The sequence below is a fragment of the Sinorhizobium sp. BJ1 genome, from assembly GCF_002531555.1.
GTDB classification, from domain to species: domain Bacteria; phylum Pseudomonadota; class Alphaproteobacteria; order Rhizobiales; family Rhizobiaceae; genus Sinorhizobium; species Sinorhizobium fredii_B.
The window spans coordinates 189,105-215,425 of record NZ_NWTH01000006.1 but is presented as its reverse complement, the minus strand read 5'-3'; the positions used below and the strand labels follow the sequence as shown (position 1 = coordinate 215,425).

Annotated in this window: 19 protein-coding genes; 13 read left to right on the top strand and 6 right to left on the bottom strand. The window is 58.2% G+C overall.

What is annotated here, in order from left to right:
* The first annotated feature begins 34 nt into the window (after nucleotides 1-34).
* Complete coding sequence (locus CO676_RS11565) at nucleotides 35-1,366, top strand: hypothetical protein (RefSeq protein WP_097521130.1); 1,332 nt, start codon at nucleotides 35-37, stop codon at nucleotides 1,364-1,366.
* 40 nt (nucleotides 1,367-1,406) lie between these two features.
* Here the strand turns inward: CO676_RS11565 and CO676_RS11560 are convergent, their stop codons facing one another.
* The 3 genes from CO676_RS11560 to CO676_RS11550 form a co-directional block, all read right to left on the bottom strand.
* Entirely contained in the window at nucleotides 1,407-2,087 is a 681-nt protein-coding gene (locus CO676_RS11560; protein WP_097521244.1) for a response regulator transcription factor, read from the bottom strand.
* The gene (locus CO676_RS11555; RefSeq protein ID WP_097521243.1) at nucleotides 2,048-3,808 is read right to left on the bottom strand and encodes a histidine kinase; all 1,761 of its coding nucleotides are present in this window, start codon (nucleotides 3,806-3,808) and stop codon (nucleotides 2,048-2,050) included. The genes CO676_RS11560 and CO676_RS11555 overlap by 40 nt, the downstream gene beginning before the upstream one ends.
* Before the next feature lie 408 nt (nucleotides 3,809-4,216).
* Nucleotides 4,217-5,131: a methionyl-tRNA formyltransferase gene (locus CO676_RS11550; RefSeq protein WP_097521128.1), complete on the bottom strand. Its 915-nt coding sequence runs from the start codon at nucleotides 5,129-5,131 to the stop codon at nucleotides 4,217-4,219.
* Nucleotides 5,132-5,549: 418 nt separating this feature from the next.
* Between CO676_RS11550 and CO676_RS11545 the strand changes: the two genes are divergently transcribed.
* The 6 genes from CO676_RS11545 (at nucleotide 5,550) to CO676_RS11520 (ending at nucleotide 14,231) form a co-directional block, all read left to right on the top strand.
* Nucleotides 5,550-7,550: a tyrosine-protein kinase domain-containing protein gene (locus CO676_RS11545; protein ID WP_179875457.1), complete on the top strand. Its 2,001-nt coding sequence runs from the start codon at nucleotides 5,550-5,552 to the stop codon at nucleotides 7,548-7,550.
* 90 nt (nucleotides 7,551-7,640) lie between these two features.
* Entirely contained in the window at nucleotides 7,641-8,846 is a 1,206-nt protein-coding gene (locus CO676_RS11540; RefSeq protein ID WP_097521124.1) for a glycosyltransferase family 4 protein, read from the top strand.
* 109 nt (nucleotides 8,847-8,955) lie between these two features.
* Nucleotides 8,956-10,290, top strand: a complete 1,335-nt coding sequence (locus tag CO676_RS11535; RefSeq protein ID WP_097521122.1) for an O-antigen ligase family protein — start codon at nucleotides 8,956-8,958, stop codon at nucleotides 10,288-10,290.
* 419 nt (nucleotides 10,291-10,709) lie between these two features.
* A complete protein-coding gene (locus CO676_RS11530; RefSeq protein WP_097521120.1) occupies nucleotides 10,710-11,633 on the top strand; it encodes a sulfotransferase in 924 nt (307 codons plus the stop codon).
* A 29-nt stretch (nucleotides 11,634-11,662) separates the two neighbouring features.
* The gene (locus CO676_RS11525; protein ID WP_097521118.1) at nucleotides 11,663-13,144 is read left to right on the top strand and encodes a pectate lyase; all 1,482 of its coding nucleotides are present in this window, start codon (nucleotides 11,663-11,665) and stop codon (nucleotides 13,142-13,144) included.
* 196 nt (nucleotides 13,145-13,340) lie between these two features.
* On the top strand, nucleotides 13,341-14,231 hold the full coding sequence (locus tag CO676_RS11520; protein ID WP_097521116.1) for an ATP-binding protein: 891 nt from the start codon (nucleotides 13,341-13,343) through the stop codon (nucleotides 14,229-14,231).
* A 129-nt stretch (nucleotides 14,232-14,360) separates the two neighbouring features.
* On the opposite strand, the gene CO676_RS11515 is transcribed toward CO676_RS11520, so the two are convergent.
* Nucleotides 14,361-15,200, bottom strand: coding sequence for a sulfotransferase (locus CO676_RS11515; RefSeq protein ID WP_097521115.1), 840 nt, complete (start codon nucleotides 15,198-15,200; stop codon nucleotides 14,361-14,363).
* Between the two features lie 39 nt (nucleotides 15,201-15,239).
* On the bottom strand, nucleotides 15,240-16,577 hold the full coding sequence (locus CO676_RS11510; RefSeq protein ID WP_097521113.1) for a lipopolysaccharide biosynthesis protein: 1,338 nt from the start codon (nucleotides 16,575-16,577) through the stop codon (nucleotides 15,240-15,242).
* Between the two features lie 292 nt (nucleotides 16,578-16,869).
* Here CO676_RS11510 and CO676_RS11505 point away from each other — a divergent pair, with 292 nt between their 5' ends.
* From CO676_RS11505 to CO676_RS11490, 4 genes are all read left to right on the top strand, one after another.
* Nucleotides 16,870-18,123 carry a polysaccharide biosynthesis/export family protein gene (locus CO676_RS11505; RefSeq protein ID WP_097521111.1) on the top strand — a complete coding sequence of 418 codons (1,254 nt, stop codon included), beginning with the start codon at nucleotides 16,870-16,872 and terminating at the stop codon, nucleotides 18,121-18,123.
* Nucleotides 18,124-18,177: 54 nt separating this feature from the next.
* Nucleotides 18,178-18,867, top strand: coding sequence for a sugar transferase (locus CO676_RS11500; protein ID WP_179875456.1), 690 nt, complete (start codon nucleotides 18,178-18,180; stop codon nucleotides 18,865-18,867).
* 73 nt (nucleotides 18,868-18,940) lie between these two features.
* Nucleotides 18,941-19,627 carry a PIG-L deacetylase family protein gene (locus CO676_RS11495; protein ID WP_097521242.1) on the top strand — a complete coding sequence of 229 codons (687 nt, stop codon included), beginning with the start codon at nucleotides 18,941-18,943 and terminating at the stop codon, nucleotides 19,625-19,627.
* 95 nt (nucleotides 19,628-19,722) lie between these two features.
* The gene (locus tag CO676_RS11490; protein WP_097521107.1) at nucleotides 19,723-20,940 is read left to right on the top strand and encodes a DegT/DnrJ/EryC1/StrS aminotransferase family protein; all 1,218 of its coding nucleotides are present in this window, start codon (nucleotides 19,723-19,725) and stop codon (nucleotides 20,938-20,940) included.
* On the opposite strand, the gene CO676_RS11485 is transcribed toward CO676_RS11490, so the two are convergent.
* On the bottom strand, nucleotides 20,937-22,103 hold the full coding sequence (locus tag CO676_RS11485; RefSeq protein WP_097521105.1) for a hypothetical protein: 1,167 nt from the start codon (nucleotides 22,101-22,103) through the stop codon (nucleotides 20,937-20,939). The two genes, CO676_RS11490 and CO676_RS11485, sit on opposite strands and share 4 nt — an antisense overlap.
* A gap of 734 nt (nucleotides 22,104-22,837) precedes the next feature.
* Between CO676_RS11485 and CO676_RS11475 the strand changes: the two genes are divergently transcribed.
* Nucleotides 22,838-24,016, top strand: coding sequence for a glycosyltransferase family 4 protein (locus CO676_RS11475; protein WP_097521103.1), 1,179 nt, complete (start codon nucleotides 22,838-22,840; stop codon nucleotides 24,014-24,016).
* Nucleotides 24,017-24,168: 152 nt separating this feature from the next.
* Nucleotides 24,169-26,292, top strand: coding sequence for a mechanosensitive ion channel family protein (locus CO676_RS11470; protein WP_097521101.1), 2,124 nt, complete (start codon nucleotides 24,169-24,171; stop codon nucleotides 26,290-26,292).
* Nucleotides 26,293-26,321: the final 29 nt, after the last annotated feature.

The window sequence follows — 26,321 nt, the reverse complement described above, 5'->3', positions numbered from 1 at the left end:
TCTTGCTGAACGGTTTGCTAGAGGACAAGAGGTCATGACAAAGCGGCATCTTGGACTTTTGGTCTGCGCAGTCCCTGGGCTGTACCTTTTATTAAGCCCCATTTACGCTCTGCTGCATTACCAATTGTTCGCAGCCGAAACCCCGCATTTCATCCGCTACGTGCTGATCCCAGGCCTGCTGGGCGCAGCCATCATTGCCATCGGCTTGCTTGCGAAGCCGCGCTTTTCCGCAGTTGTCGGCATCTGTGCCTCGAGCGTGTTGCTCGCCCTCTTCCTCTTTGAGGCGATGCATACGGTTTCGGTCGTGTCAGTCCGGTTGGAAATGCTCGGCCAGCTCAGCGAGGCGCAGGCCGAAATGCTCAGGCGCAACAAGAACATGGTTCCTGGCTTCACACTTCGGAGCCTGAACCGGCTTTCCGGCACCGACGAACTCCCCGAGGCGCTGCTGTCGGGTTTTCCGTCGACGGAAGTGGTGCTGTGCACGTCCAAGGGCGGCATCGTCAGCTACAAGGCGGACCGGTACGGCTTCAATAATCCCGACGATGTGTATGACCGCCGGCTGGATTTGATGCTCCTCGGAGACTCGTTCGTCGAAGGCTTCTGCCTGCCTCCGGGCGAGGACCTTGCATCGAGCGTGCGGGCAGGCGGCGCTACCACCGCGAGCATAGGCATTCGAGGAAATGGTCCCCTGGTCGAACTCGCAATGCTCGGTCGTTTCGGTGAAGTTTTGCGTCCCCGCCATGTGATGATGGTCTTCGTTGAAGGCAACGACTGGGAGAATCTGGAGCGGGAACTCGCAGTGCCATGGCTTCGTGAGGCGCTTTCGCCGGATGCGAACTACGGTTTGCAGTCGACCGCGCAAGAAACCATGCGCGAGGCTCGGAGCATCTTGGCGGAGCGAAAAAATACGCCGGTGACGAGTATCGACCTGCTCACGAGAACATCCTTGTTGCGCAATTTCGTCGCCCTGCAGCAAACCCTCGCGAGACTGGGGTTGGTGTATCCGAAGATTGCTGGCAGCAAGCCGGAGTTCAGAAAGATCCTGCACCGCGCGAAAGAACTGGCCACGAGCTGGGGCGGCACGTTTACACTGGTCTACGTACCGAGGATGGACCGTTTTATCGGACCGCTCTCATCGGATCAGCCCTTTGACCCGCTGAGGAGGAGGGTTCTCGATGCTGCCGCGGCAGAGGGGATCCCCGTCATTGATCTTCATGCGACTATACGCGCTCAAGGCGAGCCTCTTCTTCTGTATGCGCCCGACGCTCATTTCAGTCGTGCCGGGGCCAAAATCGTTGCGAACGAAATCCTCCGCTCGATAGCGGCGAAGGAGACTGACATTCCGATAACCGCAGAGAACAAATGATCGGCAAACTGCGGCGCAGCGTGCCAGCCGCCGGTGATGATCAATTCGAACCAAGCTGTAGCCGCTGGGAAATATTCGCGAGCTCCACGCGAGTCGTGATGTTGAGCTTGCTGTAGACACTGTGAAGGTGGAGCTTGACGGTGCCGGGGGTTATTCCGAGCCGCGCGGCTATTTCCCGACTGCGTAAACCTTCGGCTGCGAGGCCGGAGATCTCAAGCTCGCGCGGCGTCAACTTCTGCATGACCGAGCGGCGTTCGACATCGCGTTCGCGGATCCGATCAATTGCGGCACTCAAACTTTGATCCACCAAATAGGTGCCGCCTCCCATTACCGCCCGGATACATTCCATGAGGGCGCTCGGCGCCTGTTCCTTGAGGACAACGCCGCGCACACCATTGCGCATCGCCTCGGCAAGTTCTTCATCGCTGATATCAGCGGTGAGAATGACGCAAGCCAGTTCCGGCCGATCGCCGTGGAGGCGACGAACGAGGTCCAGTCCGGTCATTTCCGGCATCCGCAGATCGAGGACGACGACATCGACGGGCTCGCTCGAAACAACCTCGATCGCCTCGGCGGCAGTACTGCATTTAGCAACCACCTGCCAATCGGACTCAGCCGCAATCAAAAGGCATAGCGCATCCAGGACTATCAGGTGATCATCGACGATCACGATACGCGGGCTCATGGATGAGCCGGGATCTTGATGGTTATCCGCGTCCATTGCTCCACCTTGTCGATCGAGAGCTCCCCGCCCCACGTGGACACGCGTTCACGCAGACTTCGCGGACCCACCTTGCTGCTCTCCAGCTCGGAATGCTCAAGCCGCCGGTCAAAGCCGAAGCCCGTTCCGTCGTCGTCCACGGTCAGGATCACCGTGGCGCCGTCGAGCCGGAGCCGGGCCTCGATCGTTCGCGCTTGCCCATGACGGGCGGCGTTGGCGGTTGCCTCCGCGATCATCCGCGCCAGCTCGTCGATGATCCCCGCCGGCAACCAAAGATCTTCTGGATCCAGAACGAAGCGAAAGTCGATCGACCATTGCTGCCGCAAACGGTCGGCCAGGGCTTCCAAGCGCAGCGCCAGTTGAGAGTCGCCGGCGTGGCGATGGTCGGATCCCGGTTCAAGAGCGCGAATGAGGGCGCGGAGGTCTCTTTGTTCCTCGAAAAGCGTGGCTTGGATAGCCATCAGACGCCTGTCGATCTCGTCAGGCGCGGCCTTTGACGAGCGCAAGGCTTGTAGTTGCAGGGCCGTTCCTGCCAGCGTTTGCAGCACGCCATCGTGTATATCCCGCCCAATTTTGATGCGCTCCTCAAGGGCGGCTGCATCGCTGAGACGGCGCAGCAAGATCGATTGCTCGAAGAGTGTCTTCAATCGGTCGGCGACAATCTCCGCCATGGCGACGTCATCCAGTGTCGGGGCCGGCGGATCGAGAAGGAACAGGCGCGCCTCGACATCGTTCGCGTGGAACTGCACCGAGATTGCCGACGCGATCGAGAAATCGGCGACAAGCGCCGGAGAAATTGGCAACTCGTCTCCGCGCCATCGGTCGAAGCGTCCCTCGCCGCGATGAATGAGGGCTCGGGAGCGCTTTGCGTCGATGATCAGAAGACTGGCATGCTGCAGCACTTCCGGTGTCCACGGCAGGTATGCGGTCGGCGACAAATGCCTGACCTCATATGCGCCGTTCTTCCATATAGCGAGGTTGGTCCAAGGTTCGTCACCGTCACTCCAGATCAGCAACGCTCCGTACACGCGCATCATCTGCGCTGCATAATCCAACGCCGCTTCGGCCGGCCAATCGCGCCCCTCGGGCGCCGAAGGCGTCCGCTCGACCAATCGCAACAAATGGGAGCGCACCGCCTCCTGGTGAGTCCCCAGCCATGTGAGAAGAATCGTCGCCGTCAGCAAGGAGAGAATGAACGACAGGGCGACCGCCGCGTCCACGTCCGGATTAAACGGCCAGCCGGTATTCGAAAGCGCCAAGTATGCCAGGACCGCAATCCCAATGGAACCGGTCCACAGGGCACCGCGCCAGAGCCAGTGCAGCGTCGCTGTCAGCTGGACAAATGGCATGAGCATGAAGACTGGGCCAGACACACGACCTGTAAGAAACGCTAAGGCAATCAAAGTGGCGACGTCGATCATATGCCGAACGAATGTGCCGCGGACCAGATGAACCTGCGCTTTCCAAACGAAAAGGGCCGCGGCGATGGCGTAGACCAGATAAGCGATGAGCAGCCAAAAGGCGAGGTCCGAACGAGGGGGCCGAACGGCGGCATCAAGCCAGGTAATCCAGAGGCTGCCAATCGCCAGAACGATGCGAGCGATGGCGATCACGCCGTCCGAGCGAGCCCGAAATGTGTTGATCCAAGTCTGTCGATTGGTCCCCTTGGCCAACGCATTTTCGACCTGCACCGTGGAAATTGCGGACGCCCAGGGCTTCACCTTCAAGGTCCTTCTTTCAGGCCCACACACCGCTGGCAGTGATTGAACGCGCGCTGCTGGTGGAAGGCCTGCGACAGTCTCATTTCGGCTCCTGTAGCGATAAAATGCACTTACAGAGCTGCGCCAGAGATTGGACGCTTCGCGCAGTGGCAGGCAAGTAACGCCCGGCGTTTCGGCAGAACAGAGGGAATTATGTCGAATTGCGCTCCCAAAGGCCAGATTCGTTGCGGATTTTCTGGCTATGTCCGCCTTCAACGACTGGCAAGCGGCACTTGCACGGTGAAGCGAATAGCCGAAGGCTGACACTTGCTCGAAGATGCCAGTGTTGGAGAGGCGCTCCGATGAGTGTCACCGGCCAGTTGCCGGCGGTCTCTAGGAGGGACGGAGTTCTGACCCACTCACCGTCATCTAAGGCGCATGTCGATCGAACTTGCCGTGTACCGGCGGACGCCGGCCAGTGGGCGAGGCCCAGGCGAGCACATCGATACACTCACCGTCGCCACATAGAACGACGAAGCCGCGTTTCGAATGGCATTGAACCTGGCCCACCAACCCGATAAAGCGGCCCGAATTTTCGAACTGCACGGCTGCGTCGATACGGATCCTCTCGCCGTCATAAATGGAAAATGCCCCCGGGTAAGGGGCGCCGACTGCACGGATCAGCCGGAGCACCGAGCCGGCAGAAGCATTCCAGTCGATCAGGCCGTCTTCGGCGGTTCGCTTCGCACAATAGCTCGCCTGGCCATGATCCTGCTCTATCCGTGGCGGGTTATCCGTCTCAACGAGCGTAGCCGCCTCAACCACCATCTCGCTCAGATTTGTTGTGTGCTTTGCATAGAGGCTCCCAGCGGTTTCGTCGTCCGCGACGGTGAACAGCCGCTGAAGCAGGATGGGGCCGGAGTCGATACCCTCATCCAACCAAAACAATGTTGATCCGGTCACATCTTCGTCTCGTATTATCGTCCAGGGAATGACCGCACGACCACGCAAATGCGGCAAGGCGGCCGGGTGGAACCCGATCGTGCCCAGGCGTGCGACATCTCGAAATGGCTGCCGGCAGACTTGCGACCAGCCAATGACAAACGTCAGGTCTGGCTCAACCGACGCCATCGCCTCCAGCACGGCAGGGTGATTGATGTCTGTTGCATAGCAAACGGCACACCCGGCGGTGCGCCCCACGACTGCTACATCGGCATAGTCGGAGTGGCGTCCGGCCAACTCGGGTGGCAGGGTAATAACCAGTGCAGGAGCGCGCCCCGTCCTTATGAGCGCTTCCAGAGCGATTTTGGAGCTCTCAACGGCGCCGACGAAAACGATACGCATGATCTAGCAACGGCCGAACTATTGAAAAGCGCGGGATGTCCTGCGCCGAAGGGCAAACGATGTGATGCAATGCGGGCTGCATTGAACACAATAATGACCGCGGTGTCCAGCGCAGGAACAGCCAGTTTGTCGGCCGTATTCGAGAGGCCGCTGCCGCCCTTGCCCTGCATGCGCAATGGCGTTTTCCGAAACCTAATTATCCCTGGCAACGATTTCCGCGCCCGCTTCAAACGCCCGCGCCCCAACAAATTCTGCCCTCGCCTCTTCGGCAAGAAATAAAAAAAGATGAGTTTATTGAATAAGTTACGCCTGATTCCGCCAAACTACAGGTGGCGACGGGGATACTAAATTATTGCGCCTTACTAAACATTTCACTAATCTAACCAGATAGAGAAAATTGCTGCTTTAGATGGTTTCCATGACGACATTCGTTTCTGATGGCAGCCTATCTGCTCGCGATCACTACCGAGAAAGTGTCGAACTTGCGGTCCAGCGCGAGGGGAATTCGGTAGGTCTGCTGGATGCTTGGGCCTTGATCAGGCGGCGCATGCGGCTCCTTGCGTCAGTGATTGTCGGGTGCACCTTGCTCTCTGCGATAGCATCGTTCACGCTGCCGAAAACGTACACCGCCATTTCTGAAGTCGTGCTCGAGCGGAAAGATGTTCGACCATTTGCCACTGATGCTTCTTTGACGTCCCTTGACCGCGATCGCTCTGCGGCAGAAACCGAAATGGATGTCTTACAGTCCAGACAGTTTGCTGGCCGCGTGGTCGACAGATTGAATCTCACCGACAACCCGGACTTCAACCCGTATGCTCGCGGGGCCAGCCAACCGCTATCCATCGGTGGCGAAGCTCTTAGACTCTTCCAAAGTATATTCGGTATCGATCGGTCGCCTAAGTCTGTCAGGACGCTGCCGGATCTGAAAGCTCAGCGGGACCGCGCAATTTCGTCACTACTGCCCCAGTTCAATGTTAGCCGGACTGGGGAGAGCCTCGCGGTAAAAATTGACGTATCAAATCCGGATCCCAAGCTTGCTCAGAAAATAGCGAATACGATTGCCAACCTGTACGTTGAATCCTCGCTCGAGTTCAAACAGGACGAGCGCATCGCCGACAAGCAACGGGCCCTTAATACGGGCGGCGCTGTAGGGTTCCTTCGGCAAAGCATGACGCAACCGCTTTTGGTCACATTGCGGACCGAAGAAGCCCGATTGCTGCAGAGTAGAGCCGAGATCTCAGCGAAGTTCGGTAAGAACCACCCGCAGATGATTGATGCAGATTCGCAACTGGCTGGCGTGCGCAGGATGATCGAAGATGAGGTTCGTCGTATTTTGCTGGACCTTGAGGCGGAAGCTCTAAAGCCAAGCGCTCGAATTGTATCGGCGGCGGAACTTCCGAATTCACCGTCGTTCCCTCAAGCAAGTATTATTGTTCCGGCGGCATTCGCCGGTTCGACTTTGTTGGCCTTTTTGCTCGCGCTCCTGTTTGAAGCAACTGATACGCGAATCCGCAGCGGACAACGCACCGCGCAGCTGCTGCGAATACCCAACTTAGGCTACGTGCCCAAGATTCCGAAGAAGTATATGTCGCACGGCGCCAGGCGGTCGTCATGCATACCAGACTGGAGTAATGTGACATCTGCGGAAGCAGAGCGGTCGATCTATATGGCTTCCCGCTTCTCAGAGGCGAAACAACTGCATCGTGTTGTGATGGTCACGTCTTGTCGTCACAACATTGCAAACGCCTCAACAGCTTGGGGGATTGCAACCGCAGCAGCAGCCGACGGCCGCCCCACCGCTTTCGTGAACCTGGATTTCCATCAACACAGCGTTCCATATTTGAAAAGCATGGGGCGTTCGCCCGAACTCGTCGAGCGCTATCTCAACAATGAAGCAACGCTATTTGATGTTGTGCAGACGATTCCTGCCTTGCCTGGGTTGGGCTTCATTGACGCGACGCTCGCAATGACGGAGCCGTTCAGATTAGTTGACTCTGACAAGCTATGTGAACTGATCGTAGGGCTCAAGCAGAGCGGGTATGATTTCATTGTGCTTCACGCTCCACCCGTCCTTACCTCGGGGGATGCAACTTGGCTCGCGCCCTTTGTTGACGGGGTCATCCTCATGGTTTCTTGGGGCGAAACAACCGAGGACCAATTGTTGGCAGGTGTTTCGCAGCTCCGAATGAACCATGCGCCCCTGATCGGCACTGCAATTAACCAAGTTAATCCTGACGTTCATAAACGCCACCGCTACGGGGGGTATGTGATAACCTCAAAACGCGTCCCGGCCGGTGGCTGGATCAGGAGCCATTCCCGCGGCAATGGTGCGATCGCCGACCGCCTGACCAAAGAAACGAACACCGCGCCCGTGCTTTCGGCGAGAGCGGCACCCAATTCTTCGTCGAACGTCGTGTAGTTCTGGCTTCCCAAAGTTGGTCGATGGGTTGCTTACATCGAGCAAAGCTCGCCGGTCGGAAGCGATCGTTTGCCAGGGAGAGCATTCAACATGAGCAACGGGGAGCAGCGGATCGTGTGCTTTCCTTTCATTGGGGATTTTATCGGTGGAAGCCATCTGTCCGCCCTCGGACTGATACGAAATCTCCCCAAGTCGGTTTTCGCGCCCTTGGTTGTCCTTCATGATACTGAGGGACCGGTAGCAGAGCTGTTTCGCCGAGAAGGTATCGACTTTGAACCAGCGCCCGTTTTAAACCGCCTGGAGCGGGCCGGTGCGCGCAACGGCGCGGCAGCGCTCAATGTCGCTCGAACTCTTCCTGCGCTTGTCAGATATTTGCGAGCCAGGAACGTCGCAATCGTGCACACCAACGACGGTCGTGCACATCTCATGTGGGGTCTGGCAGCGCGACTGGCGGGATCGAAGCACCTCTGGCACCACCGTGGCGACGCGACTTCCTTCGGGTTGCGGCGCATCGCGCCCTGGCTTCCGAACCGTCTCGTGGCCGTTTCGAAATTTGCGTCGCCGCGCCCTGGGTTTTTTTCCGCTGCGGCCAAATGCAGTGTCGTTCATAGTCCATTCGACGTCATGAAAGCGATAGAGGTCGAGCGTGGAGATAGCCGAAGAAACATCATAGCCACGATCGGATGCTCGCCGGAAACAAGGCTCGTCGGATATGTAGGAACCTTGGTTGATCGCAAGCGGCCAATTCTTTTCGTCGAGGTACTTGCGGCCCTCAAGCGGCTGGAGCCGAATGTCGAATTTGCGGGGCTGTTCCTGGGTAACGCTCTGAACGGGCTTGACGACGCCGCAAGATCGCGCGCTCAAGCTCTCGGAGTCGGCGACCGCATTCATTTCATGGGTTTCCGCTATCCGAGCGAACCTTGGATCGCGGGGCTGGATGCCCTTCTGGTAACCGCGGTGAATGAACCGCTCGGAAGGACGCTAGTCGAAGCAATGCTGCTCGGAACGCCGGTCATCGCCGCAGACTCAGGTGGCAATCCCGAAGTTGTAGAGGACGGCGAAACGGGCATGCTCGTGCGCCCGGACGACCCGGCTGAATTCGCAAGAGCTTGCTTAAAACTGTTCGGCGATTCCAGCTATCTTACGCACATCGTGGAAATGGCTCGTAACGAAGCACGCGCCCGCTTCAGCATCGAGCGCCACGTGCACGCAATCACGGCGGTCTACGAAGATCTACTGCGCACGGGCGATACCACAGCGCCGCGCGTCGTATCAGACGCGCAGAGATCGCTGTAGCACTTTGAATTGCTACATGTTTTTATCCTTAAATCGGCTGCGATTTAAGGAAGCATGCAGTAGGGGTGCTGACCGAGTGCAGGCCCAGACCCGGTGACGGAGTTGCGATATGCGGCGCGAAACGACAGTGTCAGAAATCGGCAAAAAAACGACACCTCACAGTCATTCTGACAGCCATCTGCGCACACTGGCCTTGCCTGCAGTCGAGCGTGCTGTCCTATACACGGGCGTGTTTTTAGCGCCCTATGCGACATTGCGGTTTTCCGAACTGTTCTTTACGCTCAGCGATTTCTTTTTCTGTCTTAGTTTTTCTCTTCTTTTTATGACTGGACGGATTGGAAGTAAGCCGCTCGGCGAAGCAACGCCACTTTGGCTTATCGCGTTCATGCTCTTGTTCGTCGGGCTAATGATTGGCAGCCTCTTGCACAACAGTCCCGAACGGGGGCTGATCGTGACAGCACAGTATTTGTTCGCCTACATATTACTAATGTTCATTCTGATCCGAGATGAACCTAAGGTAGCGTATCGTCTGGCCGCCATTTTCCTAGTCAGCATGGTTCTCATCGATATTCACGGTATCATTACGTTCTACGCGATTGGCTATGTGCCTGGGGAGGGAAAGGGCGTCGTAACCGGGGGACGGCGTTTGGCCACACTCCTTCGAAACCCGAACTTAGCTGCGGCAATGAATGCATTGACGCTGCCAATTCCGCTCTTTTTGTGGGCGACAGGCCGGATCAAGTCATACGTCGTTTTACCGGTAATAGCGGTATTTATAGGTACGGTGATACTCACCAGCTCGAATAGCGGTTTGTTCGTAACGTTGCTTTGCTTGGCTGTCTTCACGGCGTTCCTTTCCACGCCTAAGCTGTTGTTACGTTTGGCGCTTGCCGCCGGCATACTGGCTGCGGTTGTGGCGGGATTTGGAAGCAAGGACCTGCTGCCCAAGACATTTCAAACGCGTGTCTTGGGCGCGCTTTCCTCTGGCGACATATCTGAAGCGGGAACTTTCGTTTCGAGAGCCGCACTTATCGAGGAAGCACTCGATTTGATATCCGAGGAGCAAATTGCGTTTGTGGGATTGGGCGCAGACCAGTTCCGAGAGAGGAGTGTACAAACTGCTCCCGTTCACAATCTTTATCTTCTCCTCTGGGTCGAAGGCGGACTGCTTGCGCTCATGGGCTGGATCATGTTTTCAGCAGTCGGCATGCTGCATGGATTTATGCTCAGAAAGGCTGGAGGAGATAAGAGGGTACTGGCAGCGATGATTACGACCATCGTCGTTTTTCTTACGATCGCTTTATTCAATCCGCATATGTACGCGCGGTATTGGACAATCCCAATTTTCTTGTGCTGCGGACTCGGCCTCGCGCAACTCCGGCAGGCAGCAGACCTTCCTCGGGCGAATTTGAGCCCGAAGGCTTTGTCGCTCAAGCGCCGCTAAGTTTATTGTGTCACCGCGTTGAGGAAGGGGTAGTGGTTAACATGGCTGGAATGCCTCCACGTGGAATAAATAGTTGAAGAATATTTAAAAAAAGAAGCGCGTTCAAGGCTGAACGACAGTAAAGCTCATCGGATTGCTAATCAGGCGTACATGCACTATCATTCTTTCTTTCTTTCATTTGTTTTGTCGAACGAGAGCAGACATTCCCAGCAGGAAGTTGGACGGGGCTGGTCCACGCGGCTCGGGTCCGATTGCTAGTGAGGTTGCGGCTATTTCGTGCCGACCCTTCTAGTGATGGCGCCCGTGGCAACAAGATTGAAGTCGACCCCGCCTGCTGGTGGGGCGTGCGCAGCCGGGCTTGATGCGCGCAAGTAGAATTGAAGGCAAGCTCAAGCGGTCTCATATGAAGGGCTGTAATAATGACCTCGCAACCCGCTCGTATTGCTTACATCGCAGGTTATGGACGCAGCGGGACCACCATACTCGATATTGCGTTGGGCCAGCACGATGCCGTGTTAGGGGCGGGTGAGATAACGTCGCTCACACGGCATGTTTGGCGTCACAACGAATATTGTGCATGCGGCAATCCTATTCGGGACTGCAGTTTCTGGAGCACCGTTTGCCAAGAATGGTTTGCGAATTCGGACTCGAGACTTATGTCAGAGTATTGCGCCCTTCAAGCAAAATTCGAGGGCCTGTCCGTACTTGCAAAAGTGTTCTCCGGGCTGGGTCTGGGAAAGCAATTTGCACCGTATGCCCTTCACACAGAGCGTCTGATGAACATGATGCTCTCCTGTTCCGGTAAACAAGTAATCGTCGATTCTTCGAAATTGCCAGGAAGGGCGATGGCGCTTGCGCAAATACCGGGAATAGACATGCGTGTCATCCACATGGTGCGTGATGGGCGCGGAGTGGCCTGGTCATTGCTGAAACCCTATGCGCGTGACGCGAACTCGGGACTGCAAAAGGAGATCCGGCCAAAATCGGTGTTTAGAACGGCGTTGCGGTGGAGCATAGTCAATCTCGCGGTCGAGTATCTCTCGCGAAAACTGGGCCCTGATAAAGTACTGCGTGTGAGGTATGAGGATTTCGTGTCAGACCCCGTCGCTACCATGCAGCAAATCGGGGTGTTTCTCGAGCTTGACCTCCACCAAATCGGCTCTTCTCTGCAGAATGGCGATTCTGTCGGTCCCGGGCACCAAGTCGCAGGGAACCGGCTGCGGATGGCGGGATCTGTCGCACTCACGAGAGACGAGTCGTGGCGGACCCGGATGCCGGCCGGTCAGCAGGTCTCCTTCGAGCGGTTGTGCGGCTGGATGCTCAGACGCTACGGCTATCTTTAAGCATCGCCCGCAAGAGCGAGGGAAAACTTATGCTGGCTACGCGTTCAACTGTTTCGCGAAGATCCCGACACTGGCACAGCCCCGACTTTGTCGTGGCTCCGCTGATGCTGGCAGGACTACTCCTTGGATTGTGGACCGGGCCTGTGCGGGAGGCCGAGGCTGCAACGGCAGTACAGGAACCGCTTTCACCCAAGCTTCAAGATGGCAGGCAGCGCGCCTTTCCTACGGCCGAAGGCTTCGGCGCCGGTTCCGTTGGAGGCCGAGGCGGCAAGGTGATCTATGTCGTTAACACGAACGAGTCGGGCCCAGGATCCCTGCGTGATTGCGTCGAAGCGTCCGGGCCACGCGTATGCATTTTCCGCACGGGCGGTACCATAACACTGCGCGAGAAATCGCTCGTGGTCCGAAATCCGTTCTTAACCATTGCCGGGGAGACGGCCCCGGGCGGCGGCGTCGCGATCCGGAACGGTGAGACACAAATTCGACCTTCAATCGAAATTTGGACCAACGACGTGATCATCAGGCACATTCGCCTCCGTCCAGGGCCGCATGCGCGCAAGGCTTGTTGTTCTGGCGGTCTCGGGATGTACTCCGAGGCGGCAAGAGACATCATGCTTGATCATATCTCCGCCAGCTGGGGATCGGACGAGACGATAGATTCAGAAGATGCCAGAAATTTCACCTGGCAATGGGGAATTGCCAGTGAGCCGCTGTTGAAAGGCGGCCCGGGGAAACAGAATCGTGCACGCAACATGCTGTTCACCAAGGGCGGCAACGTTTCGGTGCACCACTCGCTCTTTGCGTTCGGCAGGTTCAGAAATCCGCAGATAAAAATGAAAACCCCCGGCGCGGTCGCGGATGTCGTGAACAATGTTTTCTTCTCGCCAGCGTGGCAATACGTCGTAAGCTTTGGCGATGAATGGACGCATATTCAGGCCAATGTCGTCGGCAATTACAAGATCGCAGGTCAGAAGTTGCGCAACGACCACATGGTGCATCTTTTCACCGAAAGCGGACTCGGGCACTCGATCTATGTCAAGGACAACTATGACGAACCCTATCGTACTGCGTCTGGCCAAGATGACAGCTTGGTTCTAGCCGAGGATCAAAGGCGGTTTGTTGTGAAGGCACCGTTTGAGGTGCCGACGATTCGCACTTCCGTGCCCAGGGTCGCCTACGACGAAGTCCTGGCGAATGCCGGTGCCACAAAGCCCGAGCGCGATGCCGTCGACAATCGCATCATTGGGGCCATCAAGAGTCGAAGCGGTCGACTGCTGAAAACGGATCCGCGCGACGTTGGCGGCTGGCCTGATCTTGGTGCTGGAACGCCGTACCAAGACGCGGACATGGACGGCATTTCAGATGATTGGGAGACCAAGAACGGCATCGATCCAATGAAGCCGGATGATGGTCAGCAGGACATGGATGGTGACGGGTGGTCAAACCTCGAAGAGTTTCTGCATTTCATGGCCGGCGATCCCGAAGACGGCGTCCAACTGCCCCAACAATGAGCTGTTGCATTCGTTGCCCGAGACTGCAAGGGCACGCGCAGCGAACATACCGAAAGCGCTCCAAACCGGTGTTGAGGCGCCCGGTGTGCAGGGGCTTGAAAGACCGATGCGCTGGCGAGGGCGAGATGATCGTAATCAGCGATTCGTGAGGCGGGTTCGTTTGGGTTAACTGGATTACGATGGGGATTGATAGGCCATGATCTTGAGTGCCAGCAAGTTCTATTCATCGGGGATGGATTCGACCGACGTCGCGTTGGAATCTGCGTTCTTCGCAAAGCTCAAAATGCGGAACGGCACTTTCAAGTTGACCCAACCGTCGCGCTTCCAAGAACTGGAGGTCGCGTTCCGACCATATGTCGAGGAGCGCGCGAACTCGCTTCGCGAGGTTCTCGACGTGGGAGTTTCCACCGGGCTAACGACCGTGGAGCTCGCCAGATTCCTGACCGATTGTGGAGGTGCTGCCAGCATCGTTGCAACCGATCTTTTCATCGAGGCCCACATCGTCGAACTGGTTCCGGGGTTTAGAGTTTTCTGCGATCCGGAGGGTTGGCCGTTGCAGTATGACGTCCGGGGTATCGCAGTTCGTCCATGGGTCCGAAGACTGGACTACGTGACGCTTGCTTTTATTCCACTCATGTTTGGCCGCAGCGTCCTACGACCTCGCCTGCGCTCGCGCATAGTGGCCGGTATGAGCAGGCCGGTGCAAATGATTACCCGGTCACTGCCATCCAATGGTGAAATCGAATTTGTTGAAGATGACATTATGCGTCGGTCGGAGCGCTTTATCCGCCGGTTCGACATGGTACGCGCCGGCAACATCCTGAATACAGGATACTTTTCTCCGGATCAGATTCATATCGCAATTGAGAACATTTACTCCTATCTCCGCGGTCCCGGCGCCTTGCTCATGATCGCCCGCACCAATCGCGCTCAGGAAAACGCTGGCACCCTGTTTGAGCTAAACGCGAACGGATCGTTTGCCGCATTGGAGCGCGTTGGCGGGGGATCGGAGATCGAAAGGCTCGTGCTGGATTTCCGCGCCCCCGCAATCGCGGATGACTTTGTGAGTTCATTGGTTCATCGATAAGGCGCCAAGAACGTCAGCGAGCTTTCGGTGGCCCTCTACTGACGCTCAACTCAAGAGGCATTGTCAACATGGTCGGCTCTCGTTCAGACTCTGCCTGGGGCGGCGTGCATGCCGTTTTGGTGGCAGTGCTCAATACTGAACGCTCCCATTTCTCAGCCACCCATTCAGGTCCCTGCCGACGATTGCGCCTAGCTTCTCGATCTCCGTAGCGTAGAAATCGCTCATGCGTTCCCGCAGTTCGCGGGTCAGCGGCGCGTACTCCACTTCGGCAGCGGCCATTGACCGTATTTTCTTGAAGCCGGCATTGTTCCTGAAAGGCGCGACCATAGGCTTCAACGGGCGCAGCAGACGGCGCAAAGTCGGGTTAATCGTCGGCTCCGCCTTGTCTTTGACTTTCTTCTCCAGAGGCCTGAGCGGCAGATCGTCCGTCATCTTCATGTGCTTCCGAACGCGATCGAGCTGCGCACACGCGTCAATTCGCATGTCCTCGTAAAGCACGACAAGTATCTGCTCGGCTGGAAACCGATCAAAATAGGCTCGCAATTGCTGAAAGTAGAGGCCGCCGTTCAGGAAACGCCCGCCGGCACCCATGCGTGGGTCAAGATATTGGGCGATGTCGCGGCCGACTTCGCCCCTGCGGTATAGCATGCAATAGTCCGAGTAGGCCCGCTCGATGGGATTGCGCAGCTGTGCGATCAGCATCGCGTCGGGAAGTTTCTGGCTTATTCGCTCAGCTGCGCCCTCTGTATCCATGTAGGAATTGGATTTTTCGCCGACGAGATGTCGATCCTTCGGTCCTTCGAAGTTCGAGAGGTACCACTGGTCTCCGCGATCATAGTAACGACTGAAATAATGCAATTCTGGAGCCGGCATGTAAATGCGGGGGTGCTGTTGCAGCGATTGCTGGAGCCACGTCGTGGCGCTCTTGGTCGCGCCGATAATCAGGAAATCGATATCGTGCAATTTCATGAATTTCCCTCCGTCACAGGTCTCGAGAGAAGCGTTCTGCTATCTTGCCTCTGTCTGCCGATACGCCACCGCCATCGTCCAGAGCCAGATGACGGCCATGAGGATATGAGCCAGATTTGCGCCCATTGGGCCGACCCATGGGATCAGCGTCAACGCGGTGGCATGAAATGCGATCGTTGCGACGAGCGCGCTGCTCAAAACCCGGTCCTCCCGCCCCATGGCCAGAAGCGCTGAGCGCGTAACCGTACCATACAACGTCATAGCCGCCGCGATGGTTTGAACGACGACCAACGGGCCGGCCGCCTCGAATTCCGGACCGACAGCTAGTCTTAGCACCGGATCGATCGCCAAATACACCGCGCCGACCAGCAATATTCCGAAGCCGAGAAGAAGCACTCGCATTTGCGTGGCGGCCCGATGAAACGCTTCAATTGCGCCCGAGGCCCAGGCCCGGGCCAAATCCGGGTAGAGCACGGCCTGCACGTGATCTCCGATTTGCAGCGTCATTCGGCCAATGCGCTTAGCAATGTGATAAAGACCCGCGGCGGTCGGGTCGGCCAGGTATCCGACGAGAAGCGTGTCGAGCTGGTTGGCACTCGAACGCAGGGTCAATGACAGGTTCGTCGAGATCGCGAATTTCCAGAGACCTGGAAAATGAGCGGTGATACCGCGAACAGAAGCCTTAAGCATGCTCGCCAACATTCCTTGTCTTCGCAACTCCGCAAGCGAAAGGAAGACGATGGTCAGCGAGCCGAAGATGTGGGCCACCATCCATATCAGGACAAATTCCTGCAAAGTAGCGCCGAAGGCAAACCCGATTGCGCACAATCCCGCGCGGAAAATGCTCGTAGCGACCTGGCCATAGGCGATTGATCGAAACTTCCCGAACAGGCGCAGCACGGCAATCGGCATGCCGGAGATCTGAAACGGCAGAATGGCACAAAACAGGGTGACGAGTCCGGACATCTCGGGCGAGATCCCGAGCGAGGGACCGAAGGCCCACACGAGCGCCACGGCAATCACGCATCCGGTCGCCGCTGCGGAAATGTCAAGCACAAGGCCGAACTTGAACAACGAAGCGAGCGTTTCCGTGCTCTTCGATTGCGCGCCGAATTTGATCAGTGGCTGCCAGGACTGAAAGTTCACGATCCGCTCTATGGCGCTCGTGTACGTGAAGCAAAGCGCCAAGACGCCATACTCAGACGGACCAAGCGCCCTGGCTGTCAGGGCGAATCCAACGAGGCCTAGCAGAGAGGTAAGCGCATTCCCTGTGAGGAGATGCCGTATATTTCCCAGACGGCCTTTCAGGCCTTTTTCCTGAGCGAGTATCTTGCGGAGGCGGTTGAAATATTTGGCCAGCTTTTCTCGAATCGCCAAACGAGACCTCCTGCCTCTAACGAGGCCGCCGGATCAAAAAAAGCGCCGCCCTTCGGCCGTGGCACGCGGCTGGTGCCCCTATAAATCTATCAGGAGTGAGCCCGACACCGCAGGGCAGGACACCCGCGCAGCCCCTAGGCGCAGTCGTGTTTGAGCGTCCAGGAAAGTCGCCTTGCCGGTCGCCGGCGCAATAAACAACTAAAATCCTTTGACGAGACAGTATGAGGGAGAATATAGTCGCGCAAGATATTTTGATAGCCTTTTCTTTGTTGCTTTTTGGAGGGCGGTTGCGATGGGGACATTACCTCCGCTGACGGCCACGAGCTTGTCCCTACGGGTTTGGGGCGCGTATATTTTGGCGATCGTGCTGCTGGTGGTCGGACTCTTGCTAGGCCCGACGCCGCGTGCGTTTGCCAGTGAATATCGGCTCAACACGGGAGATGTTCTGACCTTCGACTTCCTCGACGATGCCGAGCTGCCAGTCACCGCGACCATTTCGGGCAACGGCGAAGCAGAGTTCCCCCTTATCGGTGGGGTCAATCTCGTGGGGCTCACGATAACGGAGGCCTTGGAAAAGCTTGGCAGCGAGTACCGGAGACGCGACATCCTCGTCGATCCAAAGCTGTCTCTCAATATCTCGACCTTCCGGCCAATTTTCGTCCTCGGTGAGGTCAGGAGTCCCGGTTCGTTTCCCTTCTATAGCGGCCTAACGGTAGAGCAGGCCATCGGCCTCGCGGGCGGTATGCAGGTTGTCGCGGCCAACGCGTCCGACCGGCTCCTTGTACGCGCCCGCCTGCGTGGGGAGATCGAGTCCGCAAAAACCGAAATCGTTCACGAGGCCATCTATGCGGCGAGACTTGCGGCGCAGTTGAAATCCAGCGAGAAGGTCGACCTGAACGACGTCCCGGAGGTCGCCCGCACGCATGTCGAGGAATTGCCGTTTGAGGGCGTCATCGAGCTTGAGGAGAAGATCCTAAAGGAGGATCTCGCCGCCTATAGATCGCAAGCGCAAATTCTCACGGAAGGGATTGCCCAAGTCGAGGGTGGGATAGAGATACTGAACGAGCTCGTGCAGCAGCAAAAGGATATAGTGAGTAACAGCGTTGACGATGTGGCGCGCGTCGGCGCGCTCCGGCAGCGCGGGCTGAACACCGAAAGCGAGCTCTCTCGCGCGGAGAACAGCGCGGCAACGGAAAAGGCCCAACTCCTGGAAACCTTTGCGACCCTTGCACGTACGCGCCAGGAGGTGAGTGAGCTGAAATTGCAACTGGCAAAGCTCGCAGCTGACAGAAAGAAGGATATTCTGACCCAGCTCCAAGAGCGTGAAATTGCCATCAAGAAACTGATTTCGGAGCAACGCTCCGCTGAAGAGCAGATCCTCCTCATGGCCGCGGTGGCTCGGGATGAATCGAAGAAAAATCAAATCTCCTATGCCTATGAGATCCGTCGAAACGCAGTTGGCGGCAAGCCGACCAGCCTTCAGGCGTCCCTCGTCACAGAATTGCTGCCGGGCGACGTCGTCGTCGTGAGTATCGCCGGAATGTAACGTTCGCAGGCAAGTATATTTGAGAACACGCTCCACGCGCCGAGGGCCATTGAAGTGAAGCCCAATCGAGAGCATGCAGTCTTCGCTTTTGGTTTGCCTGCCTCGTCGGGATCGTACCGTCTCAAGCGCGTTCTCGAGTGTGCGCTTGGCGGAATGCTTGTCGTCCTCTGCCTACCGCTGATGGCGGTAACGGCGATCGTCGTTTGGGTGAGCCTTGGCTCGCCGTTGTTCTTCACCCAGTCACGCGCCGGTTCGGGCATGCGGGTATTCACGGTCGCCAAGTTTCGCACGATGACGGACGCGCGCGGTCCGGACGGCGCATTGTTGCAGGACCAAATGCGACAGACCGCCGCGACCTCGCTGCTGCGCAGACTTCGCTTCGATGAGCTGCCACAACTCCTTTCCGTGTTGGCAGGCGACATGTCGATCGTGGGCCCGCGCCCGCTTCCGTTGGCGACGGTTGTAAGCTTCGGTGACCTTGGCCGCCTGCGCTCACTGGTCGCTCCCGGCATGACGGGCTGGGCGCAGGTGAACGGCAATACGTTGCTATCGGACGAGGAGAAGATCGCGCTTGACCTCTGGTATGTCGCGCACGCTAGTCCTTGGCTCGACGTGCGAATTCTCCTGCTGACACTGAAGACAATCGCGCTCGGCGAGCGCATCAACGAAGTACGCCTAAAAATTGCGAAGGATTTTCTTTTGCGTCATTCTTGCGGTCAGCAGCCGCGAATGAAGATGCGATAGCAAGCCAGGTAGCAGTTTCGGCGAAAAGCCCGCGTCTCGGCGCGGGTGGCGGCAAGGTCTTGTGGAGATTTCCGTGGACGGTTCGCATTTCCCTTTTGGACGCACTTTGGTCGTCGCTCCGCACCCTGATGATGAGGTGCTAGGCGCCGGCGGGACAATCGCGAAGCTGGCTTCGGGGGGCGAGGAGGTCTTCGTCGCGATCGTAACCGAGGGAAAGCCGCCGGCTTTCGACGCCGCGACTATCGCCAAGACGCAGGCCGAGGCGAAGGAGGCGCACCGGGCCTTGGGGGTGCGGGAAACCCTTTGGCTGCGTCTGCCTGCCGCACAGCTTGCGGAAACCGCGCACGCGTCGGTCAACAGTGCGCTGCTTGACCTTGTGCGGCGTCTGCGCCCGCAAACCGTGCTCGTTCCCTTTGTAGGCGACATACATATGGATCATCAGCTGACCTTCACCTCGGCGCTGGTTGCGTGTCGACCGCACCAGGCGGGGTTTCCGAAGCTGATCCTCGCCTATGAAACGCTTTCGGAAACGAATTGGAATGCGCCGTACCTGTCCCCGGGATTTCTGCCGAATTTTTTCGTCGACATCACCGAGCATCTCGAGGCGAAGGTCAAGGCAATGCAGCTGTTTGCATCGCAGCTACGCGAACCACCGCACGAGCGTTCCATAGCGAGCTTGCGTGCGCTTGCCACTTTGCGTGGGGCGACGGTGATGCTCCCCGCGGCCGAAGCGTTTGTTCTGGTTCGACACGTCGTTTGAGTTGGGGACCACCGACCGCGGCGTTGTCCGTTGTATATTCGATGCACTCTTTCGGCTCGGCCGGAGGCGGATGAAACACGGAGCTGGAGGGATCCATGGGGCGCTGGCCGATTTACGACGAGGAGCAGATCGAGGACGTCGTCTCGGTTCTTCGATCGGGCGAGGTGAATGCGTGGACGGGACCCCATGTCCGCAACTTCGAGGAGCTTTACGAGCGCTTTCTTGGCGTGAAACACGCGGTGGCCGTGGCGAACGGAACGGTGGCGCTGGACCTGGCTCTGTATGCGCTCGGGCTTCGGCCGGGCGACGAGGTGATTGTTACCCCACGAAGCTTCATCGCCTCGGCCTCAACGGTGCCGATGGCGGGCGGGGTCGCGGTTTTTGCCGATGTTAATCGCGATAGCCAGAACATCACCGTGGAAACTATCAGTGCGAGGCTGACGCCGAAGACCAAGGGCATTATCGCCGTCCATCTTGCCGGGTGGCCCTGCGACATGCCGGCGATCATGGCATTCGCGCGCGAAAATGGGCTGTGGGTGATCGAGGACTGCGCCCAGGCGCACGGGGCCGAACTAGACGGTCGGCCGGTCGGCAGCTTCGCTGACATCGCGGTCTTCTCCTTCTGTCAGGACAAGATCATTACCACCGGAGGCGAGGGCGGGCTCGTTGCGATGAACGATGACGAGCTGTGGAAGAAGGCCTGGAGCCGCAAGGACCACGGCAAGTCTTTCGATGCCGTTTACAACAGAAAGCACCCGCCCGGGTTCCGCTGGCTGCACGAATCAATTGGGACGAACTGGCGCATGACATCTATCCAGGCGGTATTGGGATCGCGACAAATGCTGCGCCTCGAGCAATGGCGCAGCATCAGGGCGCACAATGCTGCCATCCTCGCCAAGGCCGCCAAGGAGATCGAGGCTCTGCGTACGCCCCTTCCTCCGCGTGGTGCCCGGCATGCTTGGTATCGGTTCTACACCTTCTTGAAGCCGGAGCTTCTGAGGCCCGGATGGAACAGAGACCGGATCGTCGCGGAGATTAACAATGCCGGGGTCGCCTGCTTCAGCGGCAGCTGCTCGGAGATTTACCTCGAGAAGGCATTTGTGGGCTTAAACATGGGGCCAGTTGAGAGATTGCCGAACGCGCGGGAGCTCGGAGAGACGAGCCTCGCATTCCTCGTCGATCCCGCTCTTGACACGGCTGCGGTGGGGAGGGCTGCACAGGTTCTCCGTGAGCTCATGGCAAGCGCCAGCTCAACGAGAAGCGCGCCGTCGAACGTCATAGTTTCGCAAGAGGAACAACAACCTCGAAACTAATGGCGCGTCTCGGAAGTCGCCGCCTTCATCTCATCCCACAGCGACGAGGCGGTTCTTGCGAAAGCTTCATAACCGGATTCAAACGGATGGCCATCGCTGTCCGGATAAAAGCGTTGGCCGGCCAGGATAGCCTCCTGCAGCGCGTCGGCAGTTTCAGCAACCGCGCTGCGATACGGCAAACCAAGTCGGTGGGCGATCTCCCGGATTTTCTCCTCAAGCGCAATCTGACGTTCAACGCTGCCGATAAAACCAGGGTCGGCGGTTGCAAGTTGGCCACGGCGACGCAAGTGTTCGAAGATCACACGCTCTTTTGTCGGAAGGACCAAGAGCCCGACCCGGCCAGCCCCCCGTTTAGCCCAATCGGCCGCAAAGCGTTCAAAATCCGCAAACATTGCAGCGATCTCGGGCGAGTTCAGATCGGCCATTCGACCAGCTTCGTCGACATACCGCCTCGACACCGAGGGACATCCGTCCGGAAATACATAGTATTCGGATCGTTCACGATCTCTGGTTGCGAAAAGGCGAGCGTACAAGCTCTTCGCGCGGTCCTTTATCACGTATTGATAGGCGCTCAGAATTGCGACATTCTCGAAGAGCTTCGTCTTGAGGCTTGTCGATCGCGCCTTGGTGCATTGCGAATGGCCTTCGCCCGGACCGGTGAGGGCTAGCAACTGGAGCCGCTCCTGCTCCGCAAGCCAGAAGCCAGAACGCGCGTCCATTATATCGCAAGCGGAAAATACTATTGCGAAGTCGTTGCCAGGGAAAACGGCGACAATAGCTCCTTTCGCGCCAGCAGCCAGCGCATCAAGAACGATCGCGTGGTAAGTGTAAATACCGTAGCTACCAACTCCAAAGTTGTAGGTCGGCTCGCCTGTGATTGCCTCGAAGGCCGCCGGCCAAGCGTTAGCCCGCTCGACGTTGTTGCCGTATGTCATCGAGTCGCCAACCGCCGCGACTTGTAAGCCATGATGTGCGCCAGCCGGATTCCGGAAGCCCTCCTCATCGACGTCGCCAAGAGCAGGATCGAGGCGATAGCCATACTTCTCGTCGATACTCCGATGCGACTGCGTGCCGACGGGAAAAGGCGTAAACATGCGCAGCATGGCTTCCCCGGCGCCGAGAGCCAGTGTCACTGAGACCAACAGTGCGATCAGATTTTTCATGTGCCCTCTCATCTCTCCGCACGATCAGACGAGATCCCCCACAGCGCCGGGCGTCTTTTCAGAGGCACGAAGGGCGCTGTAGCACTTTGAAATGCTGCATGCTTTCATCCTTAAATCGACTAGGATTTAAGGAAACATGCAGTAGCATTGCGATCCGGCTGGCTGTTTACCGCGGGCCGGCTACGGCTTCCCGGTGTCTGCCAGCACGCGGTGGGGGAAGCCGAACAGGCCATATTACCCCGCCAGATGCCTGCGGATATCAGAAAGGTCGATGAAGCGGTTTACCAGTCTGAGCAAATACTTCGCCGACACATGCCGCCTCCAAGCCCTGAGCAAAAATTCTCGTCGTCCCCAAGGAATGCAATATTGTCGTGCTGTCGAGCAATACAAGTGCGTGTTTATTGGGAATTCATTGCACTTATAGTTTCTACCATGTGTTTAGTGCCTCAACCAGTAGAAACACTCAGCATGCGAGGTTCTGGGCACAGCTTTGAGGACTGATTTTGCGTCTCTCCCAATGCAGTCCCGCTGGCACAGCTTTAGGAAAATCAGGTCTTCAAGTTGATTATCACACGAAAACTTCGCATTCTGTCGACAACGCACTTGCCATTGCGCCGAGAGGCGCGCGCAGGGCCATGGCGCCGGCAACCCTGCGGATCCGCTTGGCGGTCAACGGGAGCTGAAGGTGCGGTCTTCGCTCCGATCACTGGAGAACGGTGGGAGGGCACTTCGGGATGGACAAGCGTGCAGATTCTCGGGCGTCCGGGTTGCCGGAGATCGCGGGGGCAAGGATAACGATCATCGTTCCGGCCTTGGGCGCGGGCGGTACCGAGCACGTCGTAAATCTCGTCGCTAACCACTGGAACAGCATCGGCTGCACGGTGACGCTCATCACGCTGGAGCCATTGGATGCGCAAGCTTATTACGATTTTGATCCCGAGATTGCCATTGTCCGTCTGGGTGTGCCGCCGCGTAGAGCCTCGAAGCTGCGGTCGGCTTTCCTTGTGCTTCAGCGAGTTGGACGCTTGCGGTCCGCCATTCGACGGTCTCGGCCGGATTTCGTCTTAAGTTTTCTGACGCGAACGAATGTCTTGACGCTCCTGGCGACGATCGGCTTTACGGTTCCGGTGATCGTCTCCGAGCGCAATAATCCGGCTTCGCAGCCTTTCGGGCCGCTTTGGAGGTGGCTTCAGACAAGTCTCTACCCTCGAGCATTCGCTCTGGTCACGATGACCCAGGGGGCCCTGGATCATTTTCCATCGAACATTCGCCGAAATGGATGGATTATCGCGAATCCGGTCGATTTGCCGCGGGATTGGCGAAATAGACGTGGAAAGAGCATTCTGGCGGCGGTCGGCCGATTAACCCACCAGAAGGGCTTCGACCTCTTGCTGGAAGCCTTCTCCAAGATCGCCGACGCTCATCCCGAATGGCAGTTGGTAATCTGGGGGGAGGGCGATGAACGGCGCAGTCTCGAGGCATTGCGCGACGCGCTCGGATTGCAGAAACGAGTAGACATGCCTGGGATCACCGAACGACCTGGGCTTTGGATTGAAACCGCTGATGCGTTTGTCCTGTCCTCGCGTTACGAGGGATGGGGAATCGTCTTGCTGGAAGCCATGGCTGCTGGCTTGCCTGTTGTTTCCTTCGAATGCGATTGGGGACCTCGGGTTATGATAACGCACGAGAGCGACGGCATACTGGTGCCGAGGGGGGATGTCGAAGCCCTTGCGAAGGCACTCGACAGGATACTTGCCGATCGTGGGCTTAGGGAAGAACTGGGGGCGAGGGCTGCGGCGAGCGCCCAAAGGTACATGCCCGAGCAGATACTTGCCGAATGGGATGTGCTAGCCTCATGCGTGTTGAAGCAGACGTCGAAGATGCACTTGCAGATGCCTGATAACGCTGGCTAATCGGGGCATTCTATTCGTATCTGTTACTTGGCGCCGCGTTTGCGGAACCGGCGCTTCGCGTCTGAACCGGGTTACCGACCTGACCTATGCCGCAAATATTTGATATAACTGGCATTGCGCGATGGTTCAGTGCGTTCATGGGGGGCGCTTGCATGAGTTCGACGTTCAGGCTTGGTGGGCAAGGCGCAGTCCTCGCCCTGTTCGCCCTCGTTCTTCAACTGGCTGGTGGTTTCGACGCTCCCCTGGCTGCGCAGGAGGCCCCGACGACGGCGCCGCCGGCCAAGGTCCAGCAGTTGATCGAGCTGATGGACGACCCAGAGGTGCGTCAATGGCTGGCCGCCAAGCAGACCACGTCGCCGCCGGCGGTTGCCACGCCGCCAAGCGGTGTTGCCTCGCAATGGGTCGCGCAAATCAGGCGACATCTCGGCGGCATGCGCGAAGCCGCCCCGCGACTGGCTCCCGAGTGGATGGCGGCAAGAGAGCGTATTGCGGCCGAGATGCAGAACCAGGGCGCGATGCCGATCCTGCGCGGTTTCGGCTTCGTGCTCCTGGTCGGCTATGGCGCCGAATTCCTGCTGCGCTACCTCCTGCGCCGCAGTGCAAGCCGAAGCGACGCGACGTCGGGACACGGCCTGGCTGCCCTGTTTCGCATCGCGCCGCTCATCGCCTTCGCGATCGCAGCGATCGCCGCTTTCGTCCTGGCCGACTGGCCGATACGGCTGGAGGCAGCGGTCGCACCATTGCTGATCGCCTGGATCGCTGCCCGCTTGCTGATTGCGGTCGCAGCGGCAATGGCCAAGCCTGCATACGAGAAAACGCAGGAGGTGGAGGCGGCCCAGCCGGACGCATTGCCTGCGCCAGATGTCGCCCGGTTTTGGCATGGGCGCTTTGTTGTGTTCGTCTGCTCCGTCGCCGTCCTGTGGGCCGTCTTGGACATGATGCAGGCCCTTGCCTTCCCCGCCTACGTTCGGGACTTGACTGCTGCCGGACTCGGCCTCGTTATCCTAGGAATTGCAATCGACACGGCGCTTCGCCGGCCCGCCGCGGACGTGACGGCCGGGCGGCGGTTGTTGGCCAATGCGCTGCTCGTTGCCTTCCTCATTCTACTGTGGTTCGTCTGGAGCGCCGGCATGAAGGTGCTGTTCTGGGTCGGCGTCTATATTGTCGGTCTGCCGCCGCTGCTGCGCTTCGTAAGTGCTACAACGCGGACGATGCGGGATGCCGAAGCGGCCGACAACATCCGGGTGATGCGCAATGTGCTGATCGACCGCGGTGCCCGGTTCACAATCATCGCGCTTGCCGCCGCCTGGCTCGCCGTCGTTTTCCGCTTCAACGGCAGCACGATGATGCAGGACGATGCCTTCAACCGCGTCTTTCGCGGTGTGCTTGCCGGCATCGTCATCCTGCTTGCGGCGGATTTCATCTGGCAACTGGTGAAGGAATTCATCAATCTCCGTCTGAAACGATCAAGCATCGAAATGGCCGATCCGGCGCAGGTCGCCCGCGATATGCGGCTGCGGACTCTGCTGCCGATCCTGCGCAATTTTCTCGCGGTCTTCATTGCGGTGGTCGCCGGGATGATGGTGCTCTCCGGCCTCGGAGTCGCTGTTGGTCCGCTTATCGCCGGGGCGGGCGTCTTCGGCGTCGCCATAGGCTTCGGCTCGCAGACGCTCGTCAAGGACATCCTCAGCGGCGTGTTCTACATGATGGACGATGCCTTCCGGGTCGGCGAATACATCCAGAGCGGCAGCTACATGGGGACAGTCGAATCCTTCAGCATCCGCTCCGTGAAGCTGCGCCACCACCGTGGTCCGGTGTTCACCGTGCCTTTCGGCTCGCTCGGTGCGGTCCAGAACATGAGCCGCGACTGGGTCATCGACAAGTTCCTGATCAACGTCTCCTACGATGCCGACGTCGCCAAGGTGAAGAAGGTGGTGAAGGGTATAGGCGCCGCGCTCCTGGAGGATGAGGAACTCGGGCCGCTGATCATCGAGACCGTCAAGATGAAGGGCGTCGAGCAGTTTGGCGACTACGGCATCACCTTGAGCTTCGCCATGACCACCAAGCCGGGTCACCAGACCCAGATCAGGCGGCGTGCCCAGGCGATGATCAAGGAGGCCTTTGACGCCAATGGTATCAGCTTTGCCTCGCCGACCGTCCAGGTGGCCGGCGACGAGGGGCAAGCGACCGCGGCCGCCGCCGCGACCCGCGATGCCATCGCCAAGAAGAAAGCCGCCTTGGCTGCGCAACAAGGAGGGGAGGCCGCCGCGGAATAGATCGCCCGGGAAGTGTGCCGGCCGCGGCC

Coding starts and splice junctions, on each gene's coding strand:
- CO676_RS11565 (WP_097521130.1), top strand. CDS start 35: ATGACAAAGCGGCATCTTGGACTTTTGGTCTGCGCAGTCCCTGGGCTG.
- CO676_RS11560 (WP_097521244.1), bottom strand. CDS start 2,087: ATGGACGCGGATAACCATCAAGATCCCGGCTCATCCATGAGCCCGCGT.
- CO676_RS11550 (WP_097521128.1), bottom strand. CDS start 5,131: ATGCGTATCGTTTTCGTCGGCGCCGTTGAGAGCTCCAAAATCGCTCTG.
- CO676_RS11545 (WP_179875457.1), top strand. CDS start 5,550: ATGACGACATTCGTTTCTGATGGCAGCCTATCTGCTCGCGATCACTAC.
- CO676_RS11540 (WP_097521124.1), top strand. CDS start 7,641: ATGAGCAACGGGGAGCAGCGGATCGTGTGCTTTCCTTTCATTGGGGAT.
- CO676_RS11535 (WP_097521122.1), top strand. CDS start 8,956: ATGCGGCGCGAAACGACAGTGTCAGAAATCGGCAAAAAAACGACACCT.
- CO676_RS11530 (WP_097521120.1), top strand. CDS start 10,710: ATGACCTCGCAACCCGCTCGTATTGCTTACATCGCAGGTTATGGACGC.
- CO676_RS11525 (WP_097521118.1), top strand. CDS start 11,663: ATGCTGGCTACGCGTTCAACTGTTTCGCGAAGATCCCGACACTGGCAC.
- CO676_RS11520 (WP_097521116.1), top strand. CDS start 13,341: ATGATCTTGAGTGCCAGCAAGTTCTATTCATCGGGGATGGATTCGACC.
- CO676_RS11515 (WP_097521115.1), bottom strand. CDS start 15,200: ATGAAATTGCACGATATCGATTTCCTGATTATCGGCGCGACCAAGAGC.
- CO676_RS11505 (WP_097521111.1), top strand. CDS start 16,870: ATGGGGACATTACCTCCGCTGACGGCCACGAGCTTGTCCCTACGGGTT.
- CO676_RS11490 (WP_097521107.1), top strand. CDS start 19,723: ATGGGGCGCTGGCCGATTTACGACGAGGAGCAGATCGAGGACGTCGTC.
- CO676_RS11485 (WP_097521105.1), bottom strand. CDS start 22,103: ATGAAAAATCTGATCGCACTGTTGGTCTCAGTGACACTGGCTCTCGGC.
- CO676_RS11475 (WP_097521103.1), top strand. CDS start 22,838: ATGGACAAGCGTGCAGATTCTCGGGCGTCCGGGTTGCCGGAGATCGCG.
- CO676_RS11470 (WP_097521101.1), top strand. CDS start 24,169: ATGAGTTCGACGTTCAGGCTTGGTGGGCAAGGCGCAGTCCTCGCCCTG.